The organism is Jiangella aurantiaca, from assembly GCF_004349105.1.
Taxonomy (GTDB): domain Bacteria; phylum Actinomycetota; class Actinomycetes; order Jiangellales; family Jiangellaceae; genus Jiangella; species Jiangella aurantiaca.
Window position 1 is genome coordinate 41506 of the sequence record NZ_SMLB01000035.1, and the last position, 18467, is coordinate 59972.

General features: G+C 75.1%; 15 protein-coding genes and 1 pseudogene. 3 read left to right on the plus strand and 13 right to left on the minus strand.

From position 1 onward, the window contains the following. Positions 1-603 carry a hypothetical protein gene (locus tag E1262_RS21095; protein ID WP_132105234.1) on the minus strand — a complete coding sequence of 201 codons (603 nt, stop codon included), beginning with the start codon at positions 601-603 and terminating at the stop codon, positions 1-3. Between the two features lie 36 nt (positions 604-639). Further along, positions 640-1071 (minus strand): hypothetical protein, encoded by a 432-nt coding sequence (locus E1262_RS21100; RefSeq protein ID WP_132105236.1) that lies wholly within the window; start codon positions 1069-1071, stop codon positions 640-642. Positions 1072-2219: 1148 nt separating this feature from the next. On the opposite strand from E1262_RS21100, the gene E1262_RS32165 reads away from it, so the two are divergent. Next, the gene (locus E1262_RS32165; RefSeq protein WP_420810551.1) at positions 2220-3413 is read left to right on the plus strand and encodes a sensor histidine kinase; all 1194 of its coding nucleotides are present in this window, start codon (positions 2220-2222) and stop codon (positions 3411-3413) included. Here E1262_RS32165 and E1262_RS21110 read toward each other — a convergent pair. The 11 genes and pseudogenes from E1262_RS21110 to E1262_RS21160 all read right to left on the minus strand — a co-directional run. Then, positions 3336-3710 (minus strand): annotated as a pseudogene (locus E1262_RS21110) (response regulator); the annotation flags it as partial. The gene E1262_RS32165 and the pseudogene E1262_RS21110 overlap by 78 nt on opposite strands. 210 nt (positions 3711-3920) lie before the next feature. Further along, on the minus strand, positions 3921-4526 hold the full coding sequence (locus E1262_RS21115) for a response regulator transcription factor (RefSeq protein WP_132105240.1): 606 nt from the start codon (positions 4524-4526) through the stop codon (positions 3921-3923). Positions 4527-4547: 21 nt separating this feature from the next. Next, entirely contained in the window at positions 4548-5243 is a 696-nt protein-coding gene (locus E1262_RS21120; protein WP_203454130.1) for an ABC transporter ATP-binding protein, read from the minus strand. Further along, positions 5236-6153, minus strand: coding sequence for an ABC transporter ATP-binding protein (locus E1262_RS21125; RefSeq protein ID WP_132105244.1), 918 nt, complete (start codon positions 6151-6153; stop codon positions 5236-5238). Before E1262_RS21125 ends, E1262_RS21120 begins: the two co-directional genes overlap by 8 nt. After that, a complete protein-coding gene (locus E1262_RS21130) occupies positions 6150-8843 on the minus strand; it encodes an ABC transporter permease (protein WP_132105246.1) in 2694 nt (897 codons plus the stop codon). Before E1262_RS21130 ends, E1262_RS21125 begins: the two co-directional genes overlap by 4 nt. Positions 8844-8952: 109 nt before the next feature. Next, positions 8953-12003, minus strand: a complete 3051-nt coding sequence (locus tag E1262_RS21135) for a hypothetical protein (protein ID WP_132105248.1) — start codon at positions 12001-12003, stop codon at positions 8953-8955. A gap of 130 nt (positions 12004-12133) precedes the next feature. Then, positions 12134-13000: a TrmH family RNA methyltransferase gene (locus tag E1262_RS21140; protein WP_132105250.1), complete on the minus strand. Its 867-nt coding sequence runs from the start codon at positions 12998-13000 to the stop codon at positions 12134-12136. Further along, positions 13000-13749, minus strand: a complete 750-nt coding sequence (locus tag E1262_RS21145) for a sulfite exporter TauE/SafE family protein (protein ID WP_132105252.1) — start codon at positions 13747-13749, stop codon at positions 13000-13002. Before E1262_RS21145 ends, E1262_RS21140 begins: the two co-directional genes overlap by 1 nt. After that, positions 13746-15023, minus strand: coding sequence for an SPFH domain-containing protein (locus E1262_RS21150; protein ID WP_132105254.1), 1278 nt, complete (start codon positions 15021-15023; stop codon positions 13746-13748). The genes E1262_RS21145 and E1262_RS21150 overlap by 4 nt, the downstream gene beginning before the upstream one ends. Positions 15024-15085: 62 nt before the next feature. Beyond that, a complete protein-coding gene (locus tag E1262_RS21155) occupies positions 15086-15553 on the minus strand; it encodes an NfeD family protein (RefSeq protein ID WP_132105256.1) in 468 nt (155 codons plus the stop codon). Between the two features lie 9 nt (positions 15554-15562). Further along, positions 15563-16375 (minus strand): ABC transporter ATP-binding protein, encoded by an 813-nt coding sequence (locus E1262_RS21160; RefSeq protein WP_132105258.1) that lies wholly within the window; start codon positions 16373-16375, stop codon positions 15563-15565. 102 nt (positions 16376-16477) lie between these two features. Here E1262_RS21160 and E1262_RS21165 point away from each other — a divergent pair, with 102 nt between their 5' ends. Beyond that, complete coding sequence (locus E1262_RS21165) at positions 16478-17233, plus strand: hypothetical protein (protein WP_132105260.1); 756 nt, start codon at positions 16478-16480, stop codon at positions 17231-17233. 14 nt (positions 17234-17247) lie between these two features. Then, positions 17248-18453, plus strand: a complete 1206-nt coding sequence (gene serB, locus E1262_RS21170; RefSeq protein ID WP_132105262.1) for a phosphoserine phosphatase SerB — start codon at positions 17248-17250, stop codon at positions 18451-18453. The last annotated feature ends 14 nt before the right edge of the window (positions 18454-18467 follow it).

Sequence of the window (18467 nt, forward strand, 5' to 3'; positions counted from 1 at the left end):
TCAGCCGGTGATGGCCACGACGATCATAGCCGCGGCGAGGAGGGTGTCGAGGACCACGCAGAACTCGGCCAGCGAGCGCACGACGACCCGGTTCGTGCGGTGGTGCCACACGTCCCACGCCGCGTGCCCGAGCAGCCCCACGGCCACGAGGTAGGCGCCGGCATCGCCGCCGACGAGCACGGTGACGGCAGCGGCCGCGCCGAACCCGGCCATGGCGAGCGACTGGAGGGGCAGCCCGTGGGCCGGCGTCGCGCGGCGGCGAAGCAGCCCGTACGCGGCGAGCGGGACGGCGGCGCCGAGCAGCACCCAGGTCCCGTCCACGCCGCCGGCGCCGGTGACGCCGGCCAGGATCTCGGCCGCGGTGATGACCGCGAAGGTGCCGAGGAACAACGGCCACGCCGACGCCGCCCGTCCGAGGGCGGCGGCGCCCAGGTAGACGATGCCGGAGGCGGCCAGGATCGGCGCGAGGTCGGCGCCGAAGGACAGGTCCGACGCCACGAACGCGGCCAGGGCGAGACCGGCGGCGGCCGGCCAGCGGCGCACGACGCCGCGGAGCGAGCGAGCGACGGGTCGCGGGCGGGCGACCGGAACGGTGGTGGTCATGAGAAGCCTCCTCGGGTGGCGGGTGCTGACCAGCGTTCAGTGGTGGGTGTGCGTCAGGTACTCGTCGCGGCGGCGGAGCATGACCGCCAGCATCAGCGGGAACATCGCGACGTGCTCCACGATCATCGCCGTGCCGGCGCTGATGACGTTCAGCAGGACCAGCGCGGTCGCGATGAGCGCGGGGACGAGCATCGCGGCGCTCATCTCCACCGTGGCCGCCCAGCCGTGACGGCGGACGCGCATCCACGCGGCCATGGAGACCGTCATGGTCAGCCCCATCTCGACGAGGACGACCTCGGGGTAGCGGTCGATGGAGTAGGCGACGCCGCCGGCGGCGAGGGCCGCGCGCAGCGCGCCGCCGAGGACGAACATGCCGGCCAGCATCGCGACGACCATCTCCACGTAGTGGCCGGCGAAGCGGGTCCAGCGACGGGTGGCCGGGCGACGCAGCCCGGCGGTCTCGGTCATGACAGGCGACATCTCGTCCTCCCGGTGGTGTGTGCTGACGTCGACGAGTCTGCTTTGACCTGCGACGACGCAACCAGTGCGCGCGGTCACGACCTGAGGGTGGGAGCTGCACCCGGTGGACGTGCATACTGCACATCTCGAACCGGGACCCCGGAGGGTTATGCAAAACCGACGGGCGATGGGGGCCGAAGGTCCCCCTGAGCCCTCGGTCCAGGGCGGATGTCGACTGGAGAGTTCGTGATCTTTGCATCACCCGACTCTGATTAGGCTCTGCATGGAGGCCGCCGATGGACGCTGGTGGGCGCATCGCGCTGACACCTGGGCTGGCCGCCGCGTTCCCGGTGGCGTTCCTCCTCCTGACCCTGCTCACGCGGCTCGGCAACGCGGTGTACTGGAGCGGGCCCGGCGGCGGCGTGGTGCTGACCGGGCTGTTCGTCCTGCCGCTGCTGTACACCATGCCGTGGGGCCGGGCGCTGTGGGCACGCCACCGCGGCCCGCTGCTGGCGGTGCAGGCGGCCCTGACGTACGCGCCGCTGCTGGTCTTCGGCCAGGACTGGATCACCATCGCACCCGCTCTGCTCGCCGGGCTGCTGCTCCTGACGGTGGCGGCGCCGGCCTCGTGGCTGCTGTTCGGCGGCGTGATCGCGCTCGAGGCGGTGCGCGTGGCCGTCCTGGGCGTCCCGTGGCCCGGGAACGACGCCGCGATCGTCATCTGGATGCTGGTCGCACCTGCCAACAGCGGGGTGGCGTTCTTCGGCCTGGTCCGGCTGGCCGACCTGGTCACGGCGTTGCACGCGGCGCGGACGGAGCTGGCCGTGCTGGCGGTCGGCGAGGAGCGGCGCCGCTCCACCGAGCTGCTGCGCGCGGCGGTCGGCGACCATCTCGAGAGGGTCGCCGGCCGGGCTCGCGACGCCCTGGGCGCGCTCGCCCGCAGCCCCGACGTGGCGCGCGAGCAGCTCGCCGCCGCCGGACGCAGCGCGCGCCGCGCGCTGGAGCAGGTGCGGACGGCGGTGGCCGCCGACCGGCGCGGTCCACCGGCCGACGACGCCGGCGGGGAGGTCGACCAGCACCGGCACGGCGTCGACGTCGCACCGCGCCTGGCCCGGCTGACGCTGGCGGTGGTGCTCGCCGCCTACGCCGCGATTCTGATGACGAACGTCCTGGTCAGCGGCGGCCGGACGGTGGCGATCGGCGCGGCGGCGGCCTCCATCGCCCTGGTGGCGGCGCTGCAGCTGCACCACTCGTTCCGGTGGCGGGCGGGACAGCCGCCGCGCGGCTGGCGCTGGACGCTCGCCGTCCAGACGCTGCTGCCGTTCGCGTGGTTCCCGGCCTACGACTGGAACGTCCTCACGCTGGCCGGGCCGGCCGCCGGCTCGGCGCTGCTGCTGCTCCCCCGCCGGTGGGCGTGGACGGCGGCCGCGGCGATCCTGGCCGGCGTCGCCGTCGCGTGGAGCCTGCCGGTGCTCGACCTGTACTACGGCGCCGGCAACCGCGCCGTCTACGTCGTGGCCACGGACAACGCCACCGTCCTCTACCAGCTGGGCGCGGCGGCGACGGGCGCCATTGTCGTCTACGGGCTCTCCCGCCTCCCCGACCTCGCCGAGCAGGTCGCCGCCGCCCGGCGCGAGCTGGCCCGGGCCGCCGTCGAGCGCGAACGGCAGCGGGTCGCCCAGGACACCCACGACCTGCTCGGGCTGGGTCTGTCCGCGGTCGCGCTCAAGAGCGACCTGGCCGGGCGGCTCGTCGGCCGCGACGAGGACCGGGCCCGCGCCGAGCTGGACGCGCTGCTGCGGCTCACGGCCCGCGCCCGCGCCGACATCCGGGCCGTCACCACCGGTGAGGGTGACCTGTCCGTGTCCGCCGAGCTGGCGGCCGCCCGCGACGTGCTCGCCTCCGCCGGCGTCGCCACCGAGCTGCGCGGGACGGCGGCCGGTGCCGCCCTGCCGCCGCCGGTCGACGGCGTGCTGGCCACCGTGCTGCGGGAAGGCGTCACGAACGTGCTGCGCCACAGCGCAGCGACGCGGTGCGTCATCGAGCTGACCACCGACGGTGGCAGCGTCGGGCTGAGGGTGCGCAACGACGGCGTCCGCGCCAACCCGCCCGAGCCCACGGGAAGGCAGCGGCCCGGCGGGAACGGCCTGCCCAACCTGTCCGCCCGGGTCGCCGCGCTCGGCGGCCGGTTGACCACGCACGCGGACGGCGGACACTTCGAGCTGGCCGCCACGGTGCCGCTGGCGGACGCCTCAGACGTGCGGCGTGGCGAAGACCCGCCCGCCGCGGGCGACCGTGCGCACAGCCTCGACGAGGTCGTCGGCGGGACCGTCCTTGACCAGGAACCCTGACACGCCCGCGGCCCGCGCCCGGTCGAGGCCGTCCGGCCGGACCAGGCCGGTGAGGATCAGCACTCGGCACGCGGGCAGCCGCTCGTGCAGCTCGGCGGCCGCGGTGAGACCGTCGACGCCGGGCAGGTCGACGTCGAGCAGCGCCACGTCGGGCCGGCAGTCCAGCGCGGCGGGCACGATCCGGTCGCCGGCGGCCACCGCGGCGGCGACGGCCAGATCGTCCTCCAGCTGCAGGAGGGCGACCAGCGTGTCGCGGAGGATGTCGACGTCCTCGGCGACCAGGACCCGGATGAGCATGGTCACATTCCCATTCATTGGTCGGGTCATGCAAAGATCACGAACGCTCTCCAGTCGACATTCGCCCTGGACCGAAGACTCAGGGGGACCTTCGGCCCCCCATCGTCCGTCGGTTTTGCATGACCCTCCCAGGCTCGGCCGGGCGCCGTCACCCCGGCCAGTGCCGCCGGCACGACCTCACCGTGCAGAATGCACGTCGATCCAGGCCGGTCAGAGCCAGCCGGCCTCGCGGGCGATGCGGGCGGCGTCCACCCGGTTGCGCGCCCCCAGCTTGGTGACCGCCGACGCCAGGTAGTTCCGGACCGTGCCGTAGGACAGGTACATCTCCGCGGCGATCTCGGCCGCCGAGGCGCCGGCCGCGTGCCGCTCCAGCACCTCGGCCTCGCGGGGCGAGAGCGGGTTCTCCGTCGCCTCCAACGCCGCCAGCGCCACCGCGGGGTCGACCACCCGCTCCCCCACGGCCACCCGCCGGACCGCGTCGACCAGCTCCGGCGCCGGCGCGTCCTTGACCATGAACCCGGACGCGTGGGCGGCGAGCGCGCGGCGCAGGACGCCCGGACGGCCCAGGCCGGTCAGGATCAGCGTCTGGCACTCCGGCAGCCGCTCGTGCAGCTCGGCGGCCGCGGTGATCCCGTCGACGCCGGGTAGATCGATGTCCAGCACCGCGACGTCCGGGCGGTGCTCGAGGGCGGCCGGCACGATCTCGTCACCGGCACCTACCTGGGCGACGACCTCGAGGTCGTCCTCCAGGTCCAGCAGCGCCACCAGGGTGTCGCGCAGGATCCGCATGTCCTCGGCCACCAGAATCCGGACCATCGGTGCCTCCAGCCGGCGGCGTTAGGCGGCTTCGGCGGCGCTGACGACGCGGCCGTCGCGCAGCTCGAGCGTCCGGTCGGCCTGCTCCATCAACGCGGGGTCGTGGGTCGCGACGACCGCCGTCATGCCGCGCCGGCGCACGAGGTCGTGGATCAGCTCCATCACCGAGGCTCCGGTGCGGGTGTCCAGCTGCGCCGTCGGCTCGTCGGCGATCAGCACGTCCGGGTCGCCGGCGAGGGCGCGGGCGATGCCGACCCGCTGCTGCTGGCCGCCGGACAGCTCGTACGGCCGCTGCCCGGTGTGGCCCTCCAGCCCGACCAGCGCCAGCAGCTCCACGACCCGCGCCGCCCGGGCGACCGGGTCGAGCTCCTGCAGCCTCAGCGGTATCTCGACGTTCTCGGCGGCGGTGAGGATCGGGATCAGCCCGAACGACTGGAACACGTAGCCGATCTGGTGCCGGCGGACGGGGACGAGCTCCTTCTCGCTCATCGCGGACACCTCGAGGTCGCCCACGAACACCTGGCCGCCGGTCGGCCGGTCCAGCGCGCCGAGCAGGTTCAGCAGAGTCGTCTTGCCCGACCCAGACGGCCCCTTCACCACCAGCAGCTCGCCGGGGTGCGCCTCGAGGTCGACGGAGCGGCAGGCGTGCACCTCGCGCGCGCCGCTGCCGAACACCCGGCTGACGGCGACCGCGCGGACGGCGTGGTTGTCACTCACCGGCGACCCTTTCTCCACGACGCTCCCGTTCGTCCGGCCACACGCCGATGTGGTCCGGTTCCAGCGCCAGCCGGACGCGATCCTGCAGCCGCAGCGCGCCGACGAAGTCGTCGGGGAGCTGCAGCCGGCCGGCGCGGTCCAGGACGGCGAACTCCTCGGCGATGTGCTGCTCCCGGCCGTGCTCGTCCAGCTCGGTGCGCCGCAGGATCTCCGTCGCCGTGCGGCCGTCGCGGATCTGCACCGTCCGCCCCACGTGCCCGGCGACGGCCTGGTCGTGCGTCACCACCAGCACCGTCACGCCGAACTCGGTGTTCGCGTGCCGGATCGCCTCGAACACGTCCGCCGACGTCGCCTCGTCGAGCTCGCCGGTGGGCTCGTCGGCCAGCAGCACGCGCGGCTCGTTGACCATCGCGACCGCGATGGCGACCCGCTGTTGCTCGCCGCCGGACATCTCCGCGGGCCGGCGGTCGCGGCAGTGCGCCACGCCCATCGTCTCCAGCAGCATGTCGACCCGCTCGGCCCGCGCCCGGCCGCGCCGCCGCGCGATGGCGGCCGGTACGGCGACGTTCTCGGCGGCTGTCAGGTAGGGCAGCAGGTTGCGCGACGTCTGCTGCCATACGAACCCGACGGTGTGCCGCTGGTAGCGGACCCGCTCGCGGCCCTTCATCGTCAGCATGTCGTGCCCGGCCACCTTCGCCACGCCCGCCGTCGGGGTGTCCAGCCCGGACAGGATGTTCAGTAGCGTCGACTTGCCCGACCCGGAGGCGCCGACGACGGCGACCACCTCGCCCGCGTCGACCCGCAGGTTGAGGCCCTGCAGCGCCTGCACCTCGACGCCCTCGGCGGTGTAGATGCGCACGAGGTCCTCGCACACGATGTCGCGGCGCTCGGCCGCCAGCAGCTCCGTCACGTCTCGTCACCCATTCGTAGCATCCCCGCCGGCGTCAGCCGCCGTCCCGTCAGCACCGACACCACCACCGCCACGCCGACCACCAGCACGAACCCCAGCGTCACCGCACCCAGCAGGCCGAGCGGCAGGTGCACCGCCGGCTGCTCGCCGCCGCCGGTCAGCGACCGCAGGTCGACGCCGGACAGCACCGCCCACGGCAGCACCGCGCCCAGCAGCAGCCCGGTGACCAGCGACACCGCCGCCACCGGCGCGGCCTCCCAGACGACCAGGCCCTCGCCCTGCCGGCCGGACAGCCCCAGCGTGCGCAGCTGCGAGAGCAGCCGGCCCCGTGACGGCGCGCCCACCACCATGGTGAGCACGACGGCGGCAGCGCACAACAACCCGGTGAGCGCGATAGCGCCGACGATGGCCCGCGCGGTGCCGTCGTTCACCGGCCCGCGAAGGTCCGCGATCGCCGACGCGGGCGTCGTCACCGTCCGCTCACCCAGCTCGGCGGCGACGGCGGACGCGCTGCCGCCGGAGCCGAGGTCGACCAGGGTGAGCCGCGGCGGGATGATGGTGACGCCGGCGTCTTCGAGCACACCGCGGTCGGCCAGCATCCACTGGCTGCCCGACGTGAGCCCCGGGATCGAGTCGGCCGTCCCGGCCACCACGGCGTCCAGCCGCTCACTCAGCGACAGCGTGCCGGTGGCGCCCTCGTCGACGACCCCGTCCGCGACCAGCAGCGGGATCGCGCCGTCCGGCCCCGGCGTGGTCAGGCCGGACGGCAGCGGGTCCAGCGCGGACCCGCCGGCGCGCACCTGGTCGAGCGCGGCGACGTCGACGACGTAGAGGGGGACGCGGTTGTCGATGGGGCCGACCTTGAACAGCGTCGGCCCGGGCGTGACGACGGCCGCGACGGCGTCGACGCCCGGTACGTCCCGGACGGCGGCCAGCTCGGCCTCGGTGAGTGGCGCGCCGGACACCCGGACGTCAGCACCGACCTGCCGCCACGCGGTCTGCTCGATGCCCCGCTCGGTGGTGGACCACACGACGGTCGAGAACGCGGCGATCGACATGCCGACGACCAGCGCGAGCATCGGGACGAACCCGGCGACGGGATCGCGCACCGCCCGGGCGGTCCCGAGATAGGCGACGGTGCCGCGGCGGCCGCCGAGCACCCGGCCCAGCGTCGCCATCGGCCGCGGGTACAGCCGCATGACCAGCACACTCACGGCCAGCGCGAGCAGCAGCGGCGTCGCGGCGGTGAGCGGGTCGATCCCGGCGCCGCCGGCGTCCAGGCCGCGGGCGTTGAGCGCGAGGCCGGCCGCTGCGGCCGCGCCGACGGCCAGCCCCTCGACCAGCTTGCGGGCCCGCGACGGGCGGCCCAGCCCGAGGTCGCGGCGGACGGCGCGCAGCCCTTTCGGGCGCGCGGCCAGCGGCAGCAGCACCGCCGGCGCCAGCCCCACCACCAGCGGCAGCAGCAGGCCGGCGGCCCCGCCGGCGCCGTCGGCGAACCGGCCGACGACGACCGTGGCCAGCGCGGCGGCCGGCAGCCCGAGCAGCACACCCTCGGTGGCCGTCAGCAGCCGCAGCTGCAGCGGCGACGCGCCCCGGGCTCCGATGAGCGCCAGCGCGGACCGGCGCCGCTCGACCATCAGCCGGGCCGCCAGCGCCAGCACCGCCAGGGCGACGCCGAGCGGCCCGGCCGCGACGATCGCCATGACCGCCTGCGCGCTGTCGTGCCGCTCGGCCACCCGGTCCAGGACGTCGATGGAGCCGGTGGTGAGGATCGGGCTGAACGGCAGCTGCCCGGGGTCCGCGTCGATCACCGGGGCGGCCGCGACGAACCGGCTCAGCGCGTCGCGCAGCGGCACCGCGACGTCCGCCCGCGCCGCCGAGACGTCGACCGGGTACCAGAGCCGGGTCTCCATCGGCGACCCGAGCGCCGGCGCCAGCGCCGCCCAGGAGTCGGGATCCACGTACGCCGCGACCGTGAGCACCCGGCCGAGGTTCCAGTCGTCGAAGACCTCCGGCTGGAGCGCGGCCCGGTGGTGCGCCCAGACCGGCGCGGCGGCGTCCAGCGGCTCATACACGCCGGACAGCCGGTACACCAGGTCCGGCCCGGTGGCCGGCACGCCCGCCGGCGACTCCGGGGCGGTGACGTCGCCGACCGCCCAGCCGAGCTCCTCGGCCGACGTCCGCGCCAGCATCACGTCGACGACGAGCGGCTCCCCCGGCGCCGCGGGCTCGGTCGCCGGCGCCGGCGACTCACCCTCGACGACACGGACGGTCTCGGCCCAGTACGGGTCGGCGGTCGGCAGCAGGTCGGTCGCGCTCTCCGTCGCGCGCACGTCGACCCTGGCCGGCGGCGCGGTGACGACGAACCGGCCCGGCCCGGTCGCGTCCCGCACGGCCGCCGGCGCGTCGTCGCGGATCGACGCGAGCGCCTGGTCGAACGGCCCCCAGACGTCGCCGTCGGCGCCCATCGGCGGCGGCTGACCGGCCACCGACGTCACGTCCCGCAGCGTCGCCGGCATGCGTGCCATCTCCGCGTGCAGGTCGTCGGTGAACACCTGCTCGGCCAGCCGCGGCAGCGCTGCCGCCACCAGCGCCAGCACGAACACCACGCCGACGACGACCAGCGCCGCGGCGCGGTCGGCGAGGAACTGCCGGCGGAACAGCCGCCCGGTCCCCAACCCCCGGCTCACCGTCGCTCTGCCTTCCCGGTCGCGCTCCGAGGCTCGTTCGCTCCGCGGGAGCCTCCACCCGGCTCGGCGCAGCCGAACCGGGTGGAGGCGACCACTCCGCTCACTCGCCTCATCGCCGCTCCTCTCCGGGCACCGCTACTGCCGCGTCATGCCCGGCCCGCGACGCGTGCAGCAGCGCGACCGCGGCGACCACCCCGGCCAGCACCACCCCGAACACCGCCAGAGCGCCGCGGCTGGCGCCGCCGACCGGGTCCAGCGCCTGCGGCACCCCGGAGGTCGCGGCCCGGGCCAGCACCGTCACCGTCAGGGCAGCGACCACCAGCCCGCCCACCGCGCCCGCCACCATCGCCAGCAGCCCCATTCCGGCCTGCTCGATCCGCCGCGACCGGGCTTGCTCCGATGGCGCCACGCCGACGACCCGCAGGACGGCCAGCTCGCCGCGCCGCTGCCGCTGCAGCGTCGCCGCCGACGCGACCGCGCCGATCGCCGTCAGCACGACCGCCGCCGCGGCCACCGACCAGAACGCCGGCACCACGTGCCGCGCCAGCCCGTGGTCCAGTAATCCGGACCGGACCGTCTCGCGGTCGGTCACCTGGGCCGCGCCGGCCAGCCCGGCCTTCTCGACGGCCGCGGCCAGCCCGGCGGTGTCACCGCCGTCCGCGCTCAGCCACACCTCGGTGATGCGCTGCGGCCGGTCCGCGACGCGCAGCAGCGTCGCGGTGACGCTCGGCAGGTCGGCGACGAATGCGACCGGGTCGGCCACGCCCGGCAGCACCGGCACCGTGTCGACCACCCGGGCGTCCACCCGGGCGCCGACGACGTGCAGGCTGACCGGGTCGCCGACCTGCAGACCGAAGTGGTCCAGCGCGGCCTGTGAGGCGACGACGGGGACCGGCTCGTCCGCGGCGTCCGGCGGGGTCAGCCGTACGGTCGCGCCGGACGCGGCCGCGACGACCGCCGCCGACAGCGGCGACGCCGTGCCGGGTTCGGCGGCCTCGATCCGGTAGCCGGCCTCGGCCTGCGGCGTCCACGGCGCGACGTCGCCCAGCGGCAGGTCGGTCGTGGCGCCGGACCCGTCGATGGCATGCAGCGCCGTCACGGCCGCCTCGGACGGCCCGGCCACCGCGACGCTGAGGTCGGCGGCGACGACGGTGCCGAACCCGGCCGGCACGGAGGCGACGCCGTCGTCGACGACGGCCTGTGCCAGCACGCCGTCGGCGTCGGCGACCAGCAGCGTGACCGCGGAGACGCCGGTCGCGTCGACCTCGAGCCGCTCGGTGCCTTCGGGCAGCTCCAGGCCGGTCAACGCCGGCCGCTCCGGCGCCACGTCGTCGGCCACCCGGCCGGCGGGGAACACGTCGTCGCGGGCCTCGATCATGCCGCGCAGCCCATCGGCGGGCATGGCCAGCAGCGCGGTGCTCTCATCGCCGATGCGGGCGCCGGTGGACAGAACGCCGACGGCATCGCTCGCGCCCTCGATGTCGTTGTACGGCCCGGCGGACTCCGCCGGGCGGGCCGGGGTGAGCGGCCCGGCGCGATCGAACGTCACCCGCACGTCGGCGCCGGAGTGGACGTCCGCGAGGTCCTCCTGCAGGCCGGTCCAGGTCGCCGAGTACGACGCCGCGAGCACCCCAGCGCCCGCCGTCACCACCACCAATACGACCACCGACGCGTACACCGGCAGCCGGCGAGTCACCTGCCAGGCCGGCAGCAGCAGCCCGAGCCGGCGGCGGCCGGCCAGCGCCCGCTCGGCCAGCGCCAGTGGGAACGGGACGGCGAGCAACGCAAGTGCGGCGCAGGCCAGCAGCGCCAGCGCCGGCCCTGGTGTGGCAAGAAGGTCCGCACTGCTGTTTCCGGAGGCGCCGTCGCCTGCCCCGTAGCGGCGCAGCTGCCAGATCGCGACAGCGGCGGCGATCAGCGCGACGGCGGCGAAGGTCCAGCCGATCGCCCCGGTGGCGCGGCGGCTGGTGAACGCGACGGTGTCCTCGACCCGGCGGCGGGCGGTCGCGGCGGCGCCTACGACCAGCAGCGCGAGCGTGCCGGCGGCGACACCCGCGGCGCACCACGCGGCCACCCCGGCGTCGACGGCCGGGCCGCCGCCCGCGCGCAGCGCGAGCAGCGTCGCCGCGCCACCGAGCGCCGCAGCCGGCACGACCACGGCCACCGACTCCAGGACCGACCACCACACCAGCTGCCCGCCGGACAGCCCGCGCGAGCGCAGCAGCGTCGTCTCGACCTCGCGGACGACGCCGAGCAGCCGGGCCACCTGGGCGCCGGTGACGATCGCGACGGCCACCAGCACGACCAGCGGGACCGCGGAGACGCTGGTGCCGCGGGCGACGTCGGCGTCCAGCGAGGCGGCGGTGGCGGCGAGCTCGCCGCTGGTCGCGACGCCGCGGACGTCGATCCGCTCGTCGCCCTCCAGCGCGCCGGGCAGTCCCGGCAGCGCATCGGCCAGCGCGGCGACCTGCCCGGGGGTGATCTCACCGACCTGCGGCATGATCCGCCAGCGCACCCGCGGCGACGCCTCGACGGCGGTCAGCGCGTCCTCGGTGACCACGAACGGGCCGTACGCGGAGCCGTCGACGCCGGCCACCTCGATCGGCTCGCCGAACCAGAACGGGTCGGCCGGGTCGGCGGGCAGCCAAGTGCCGGTGACCAGCACCCGGGTCTCGCCGACGGTGATCTCGTCGCCGGCGGAGAGGCCCAGCGCCTCGGCAGCGGTGGCGTGCAGCGCCGCCTCGGCGACGGCATCCGTGCCGCCTGCGGCCGGCCAGGCGCCGCCGGTCAGCTCCGCGTGCTCCTCCAGGCGCTCATAGGCGGTGAGGACGCCGCGGGCCTCCTCGTCGCTGCCGGGCACGGTCAGGGCGTCCTCGCCGCCGGCCAGGCTGCGGTACACCTCCAGCGGCGCGCCGCCGGACCGCGCGGCGACCTCCTCGCGGACGGCGCGGTGCTGGGCCTCGGGGTCAGGGCCGAGCCGCGTGACGGCCTGCACGGCGGCCTCCGCCGGCGGCGCGTCGCGCAGCGCCTCACGGACGCCGTCCTGGCTGGCTACGACCAGGTAGCCGACCAGCCCGGTGGCGACGGCGGCCACCACGAACACCCACGCGGCCACCGTCGCGACGACGGCGGCATGGGCACGCGCGCGCTTGACCCGCATCAGCCGCGTCCGCCGGCTCGGTAACCGTTTCCCCCACGCATGATCGGCACAGATTACCTTTAGCCTCAGATGTCGGGCCATACAAAGATCACGAACGCTCTCCGGTCGACTTACGCACTGGACCGGGGACTCAGGGGACCTCCGGCCCCCCATCGCCCGCCGGTTCTGCATGGCCCTCCGGGGGACGACGCAGGGCGTAACAGGCCACGGCGGTCGCCGCGGCCACGTTGAGCGAGTCGACCCCGCCCTGCATGGGGATGCGCACCCGCCGGTCCGCAGCCGCCATCCAGCGCGCGGACAGTCCGTGCCCCTCGCCGCCGACCAGCAGCGCCGTCCGCTCCGCGGGCTCCACCTCGGCGAGGTCGACGGCGTCGTCGGCCGGGGTGAGCGCCAGCGTCTCGAAGCCGGCGGCGGCCAGCGCCGCGGGCGCGTCGTACCACACGTCGACCCGGGTGTACGGGACGGTGAACACGGTGCCCATCGAGACCTTGACGGCGCGCCGGTAGAGCGGGTCGGCACAGCGCGGCCCGAGCAGGACGGCGTCCCAGCCCAGCGCCGCCGCGCAGCGGAAGATCGCGCCGACGTTGGTGTGGTCGACGAGGTCCTCCAGCACGACCACCCGCCGGGCCGTCGCCAGTAGCGCGTCCATCGGCGGCAGCGGCCGGCGCTGCAGCGAGGCCAGCGCGCCGCGGTGGACGTGGAAGCCGGTGACGCCCTCGATCACCGGCTCCGGCGCGACGTAGACGGGGACGTCCCCGGCCGCGGCGAGCACGTCGGACAGCGCCTCGACCCAGCGCGGCGCCATGAGGAACGAGCGCGGCCGGTAGCCCGCGGCGATCGCCCGGCGGACCACCTTCTCGCCCTCGGCCAGGAACAGCCCGTGCTCGGCCTCCAGCGACGTGCGCAGCTGCACGTCGCGCAGCGCGACGTAGTCGGCCAGCCGGGGGTCGTCGACGCCCTCGACCTCGAGCAGGCGCGGCCCCGCGTCGCCCGTCATCACAGCACCAACAGGACGACGGCGACCACGCCGACCACGACGACGACCACGCGCAGCACCAGCGGCGGCAGCCGCCGGCCCACGCGGGCACCGACCAGCCCGCCGGCCGCGGAGCCGAGCGCGATCAGCCCGGCCGCCGCCCAGTCGACGTCGCCGACGACCATGAAGACCAGCCCCGCGACCAGGTTCACCAGCCCGGCCTGCACGTTCTTGACGGCGTTCAGCCGCTGCAGCGTGTCGGACAGCGCCAGGCCCATGACAGCGAGCAGCAGCACGCCCTGCGCGGCGCCGAAGTAGCCGCCGTAGACCGCCGTCAGCAGCACCAGCAGCCAGACCCCCGGGCCACCGTGCTCCCGGTGGGCCGGCCGCTCCTTCAGCCGCCGCGCGATCCACGGCTGCGCGGCCACCAGCACGCAGGCCAGGATGATCAGCACCGGCACGATCGCCTCGAACGCACCGGGCGGCAGCGCCAGCAGCAGCACCGCGCCGGCGGCGCCGCCGACGAGCGCGGCCAGCCCGAACCGGAGCACCCGGTTGCGCTGGCCGCGCAGTTCCTCGCGATAGCCCCAGGCACCGACGAGCGAGCCCGGCACCAGTCCGACGGTGTTCGACACGTTGGCCACCACGGGTGGGTAGCCCAGCGCCAGCAGTGTCGGGAACGTGATCATCGTTCCGGAGCCGACGACGACGTTGATCGCGCCCGCCGCGAACCCGGCCGCGACGATCGCGACGACGTCGAGCAGGCTCACCCCGCCGGGGGCGCGGGCGGAGCGGGCGGCGACGGCGGCCGGTCGGAGTCGGTGCCGGGCTCGTCACCGGGGTCGGCGGCCAGGTCGCGGCCCAAGGCCGGACCGGCCTCGTCCTCGTCGCGGGATGCGTCGGACGCACCCTCGCCAGCCTCGCCGGCGGAGGCGCCGTCGTCCGCGCCCGCAGACGACAGCGGCGCCGACGGGTCGGATGCGGCCTGGGCGGCCTGCAGCGCGCGCCGGACCTCGTCCTGTGCGGCGGCGACGGCGGTCTCGCCCTCGGCGGCGGCCTGCTGGGCGGCGGCCTCGACCTCCTCGGCGGCGCCGTCGTCGGCCGGGATGGCGCCCGGCGCGAAGCCCGAGCCGAACCGGCCGACGGCGTCGCCCAGGCCCTCCAGCGCCTTGCCGAACTCGCTCGGCACGATCCAGACCTTGTTGGAGTCGCCCTTCGCGATCTCGGGCATCATCTGCAGATACTGGTAGGCCAGCAGCTTCTGGTCCGGATTGCCGCGGTGGATGGCGTCGAAGACGGCTCCGATGGCCTTCGCCTCACCGTCGGCGCGCAGGATCTGGGCCTGCTTCTCCGCCTCGGCCCGCAGGATCTGCGACTGCTTGTCGCCTTCGGCCGTGAGGATGGCCGACTGCTTCTGGCCCTCGGCGGTGAGGATCTGAGACTGCCGCACACCCTCGGCGTTGAGGATCGCCGCGCGCTTGTCGCGGTCGGCGCGCATCTGCTTCTCCATGGAGTCCTGGATGGAGGGCGGCGGGTCGATGGCCTTCAGCTCGACGCGGTTGACCCGGATACCCCACTTGCCGGTGGCGTCGTCGAGGACGCCGCGCAGCGCGTTGTTGATCTCTTCTCGGCTGGTCAGCGTGCGCTCGAGGTCCATGCCACCGATGACGTTACGCAGCGTGGTGACGGTCAGCTGCTCGATGCCCTGGATGTAGTTGGCGATCTCGTAGGTGGCCGCCTTGGGGTCGTTCACCTGGTAGTAGATGACGGTGTCGATGGACACGACCAGGTTGTCCTGCGTGATCACCGGCTGCGGCGGGAACGACACAACCTGCTCGCGCAGGTCCAGCAGCGGCAGCACGCGGTCGATGAACGGCACGACCACCGTCAGTCCGGGGTCGAGCGTGCGCTGGTACCGGCCCAGCCGCTCGACGATGCCGGCCCGCGCCTGCGGCACGATGCGCACCGACTTGGCCAGCGTCACCAGCACGAAGATGGCCAGGAGGATGACGACGAGGAGGACGAATATCTGACCGGCTTCCATGGAGACCTTCCGCTGCGTTCGTGAGGGCCAGGCGAGTCTGCGACAACCTATCAGTCAGGCGTCTAGCGGGGGTCGGCGTCGAACACGAGCGCCGTCGCGCCCTGGATCTCGATGACGTCGACGTCGCGGCCGGCCTCGATGACGGAGGTGCCGTCGTAGCTGCGGGCGGTCCAGATCTCGCCGGCCAGCTTGATCAGACCGCCCTCGGAGTCGACCGTCTCGACGACGACGCCCTTGCGGCCGACCAGCGCCGCGGCGCCGGTGCGGGTGCTGCCGCTGGTGCGCAGGTGCCGCTTGGCCACCGGCCGGACGAACCCGAGCAACCCGACGCTGACGACGGCGGCGACGAGGAGCTGCAGCCACAGCGCGTCGACGCCGACGGCCGCGGCCAGCGCGCCGGCCAGCGCGCCGCCCGCCAGCATGAGGAAGATGAGGTCGAGCGTGGTGGTCTCGACGATGCCGAGGACGAACGCCAGCCCCAGCCAGGCGACCCACTCGTGATCGCCGAGCCAGTCCAGGAAGTCCTGCATGGTCTCAGTCTAGGGGGCGGAGACGGTGTCGCGCGCCCCCGCGACGGCCCGCGCCGACCACCGTCCGTCCTCGTGCTGGACGCGCAGCGGAAGCCCGAACGCGGTGCTCAGGTGTTCGTCGATGAGCGTCGCGCCGATCGGCCCCGCGGCCACCACCCGGCCGCCGGACAGCAGCAGCGCGTGGGTGAACCCGGGCGGGATCTCCTCGACGTGGTGGGTCACCAGGACGGTGGCCGGCGAGGCGGGGTCGGCGGCGATCTCGCCGAGCGCGGCGACCAGCGTCTCGCGGCCGCCGAGGTCGAGGCCCGCGGTCGGCTCGTCGAGCAGCAGCAGCTCGGGGTCGGCCATCAACGCGCGGGCCAGCTGGGTGCGCTTGCGCTCGCCCTCGGACAGCGTGCCGAACGTGCGATCGGCGAGGTGCCCGATGCCCATGCGGTCCAGCAGCCAGCGGGCGCGGTCGTCGTCGAGGTTCTCGTACGACTCGCGCCAGCGGCCGAGCATTCCGTACGCGGCCGTGCGCACGACGTCGAGCACGGACTCCTGCCGCGGGATCCGCTCGGCAAGCGCGGCGCTGGTGATGCCGATGCGCGGCCGCAGCTCGAACACGTCGACCGCGCCCATCATCTCGCCGAGCACGGCGGCGTAGCCACTGGTCGGGTGCATCTGGGCAGCGGCGATCTGCAGCAGAGTGGTCTTGCCGGCGCCGTTGGGCCCGAGGATCACCCAGCGCTCGCCGTCGGCCACCGCCCAGGTGACCTCGTCGAGCAGGCGGCTACCCGAGCGCACGAGCGTGACGTCGGCAAGTTCCAGCACATCGGACATCGCGTGGACCGGCTCCCTCGGCAACGACTGAAGAGGCCCGTGACGGTGCTCGCCCCAGAACCCCCGCCCGACTCTATCGGGCGGGTCGTAGGCTCTGAGGTCATGGTCACCCTCCCCCGCTCCGCCCGCCTCGCGGCATGGGGCACGGCCTGGCTGCGGAACGAGGCGAGCCTCGACGACGTCGTCGACCGCGTCCGCGCCGACGACGAGCCGCACGACGCCGTCGACGTCCCGGGTAGCGCGACGGCCACCGGGTTGTCCGAGGCGCTGCGGGCGCTGCGCGGCGCCGGCGCCACGGCGTTCCGGGTCGCGCTGCCGGCGCCGGGCGATCCCAGCGGCCTGAGCGGCCCGGCCGACCTCAACGGCTACGCGGTCGACGCCGGCGAGGCGGTCATCGTCGACGGTGCGCCGTACGCGCTGGTGCCCGACGTCCGCACGTTCGGCCCACCGGGCGACCAGGGGCACATGGTCACCTGGATGGTCCGCCCCGCGCAGCCGGCGCCGTCCGGCCCGGCGCTGGCTGACGCCGACCGGGAGCTGACGGCAGCGCTGCTGGCGGCCGGGTCGATCCTCACCGACCTCGACGTGCCGTCGTGGCGGCCGGAGGTCGAGGCGCTGCTCGGCGACATCCGCGCCAACCGCGAGTCCGACCCGCTGCCGCGTGTTTTCCCGCCGCAGGCGCAGGCCGTGGCGGCGCGGGCGGCCCGGCTGCTCGCCGTCGTCCGGTTCGCGCTCGACGACGATGGCGGCGCCGTGACGGTGACGGAGGCGACCTCGCGGCGGGCGGCCCTGACGCCGCTGGAGCGCGCGTCGCGATCGGCATTGGCCACCGCGTGCAACGCACTGGCGTCGCGATAGCGTTGCGGCTTGCGATGAGTCTGCCACCGGAACCCCCCGCCACCACCCTGCTGGTCACCCTCACCGGGCGCGACCGGCCTGGCCTGACCGCCCAGTTGTTCGCGGCCCTGTCCGCCCACGACGTCGAGGTGCTCGACGTCGAGCAGGTCACCGTCCGCGGCCGCCTGGTGCTGGCGGTGCTGCTGAACCCGGCGTCCGCCGACGAGGCCGCCCTGCGCCGCACCCTGGCCGACCTCGCCGGCCTGCTCGACATCGAGATCGAGGTCTCGGCGGGTCACGGCGACCGCCGCCGTCCGCCGGGGCGCGCGCACATCACCGTCCTCGGCTTCCCGCTCCGGCCCGGCGCCGTTGCCGCGCTCACCGACGCCGTCGCGAAGGCCGGCGCGAACATCGACCGCATCGTGCGGCTGGCGTCGTACCCGGTCACGTCCATCGAGTTCGAGGTGTCCGGCGCCGACCCCGCCCGGCTGCGGGCCGACATCGCCGCCGTCGCGCTGGCCGAGGGCGCCGACGTCGCCGTCCAGCCGTCCGGGCTGCTGCGCCGGGCCAAGCGGCTGGTCGTCATGGACGTCGACTCCACGCTCGTGCAGGGCGAGGTCATCGAGATGCTGGCCGAGAAGGCCGGAGTCCTCGACCAGGTCGCCTCCGTCACGGAGCGGGCGATGCGGGGCGAGCTGGACTTCGCGGCGTCGCTGCGCGAGCGGGTCCGGCTGCTCGCCGGACTGCCCGCGTCCGCCGTCGCCGAGGTGCGCGCCGCGGTGCAGCTGACGCCCGGCGCGCGGACGCTGGTGCGCACGCTGAAGCGGCTGGACTACAAGTGCGCGATCGTCAGCGGCGGGTTCTCGCAGATCACCGACCCGCTGGCCGACGAGCTCGGCATCGACTACGCCGCCGCCAACACGCTGGAGATCGCCGACGGTGTGTTGACGGGCGGGCTGGTCGGGCCGATCCTGGACCGCCCCGGCAAGGCGGCCGCGCTGGCGCGGTTCGCCGCGGCCGAGGGGATCCCGCTGTCGCAGACCATCGCGGTAGGCGACGGCGCCAACGACCTCGACATGATCGCCGCCGCCGGCCTCGGCGTCGCGTTCAACGCCAAGCCGATCGTCCGCAGCGCCGCCGACACCGCCGTCAACGTCCCGTACCTCGACGCGATCCTCTACCTGCTCGGCATCAGCCGCGACGACATCGAGGCCGCCGACGCCGCCGAGAAGAAGGCCTGACGGCCGGACCAGTA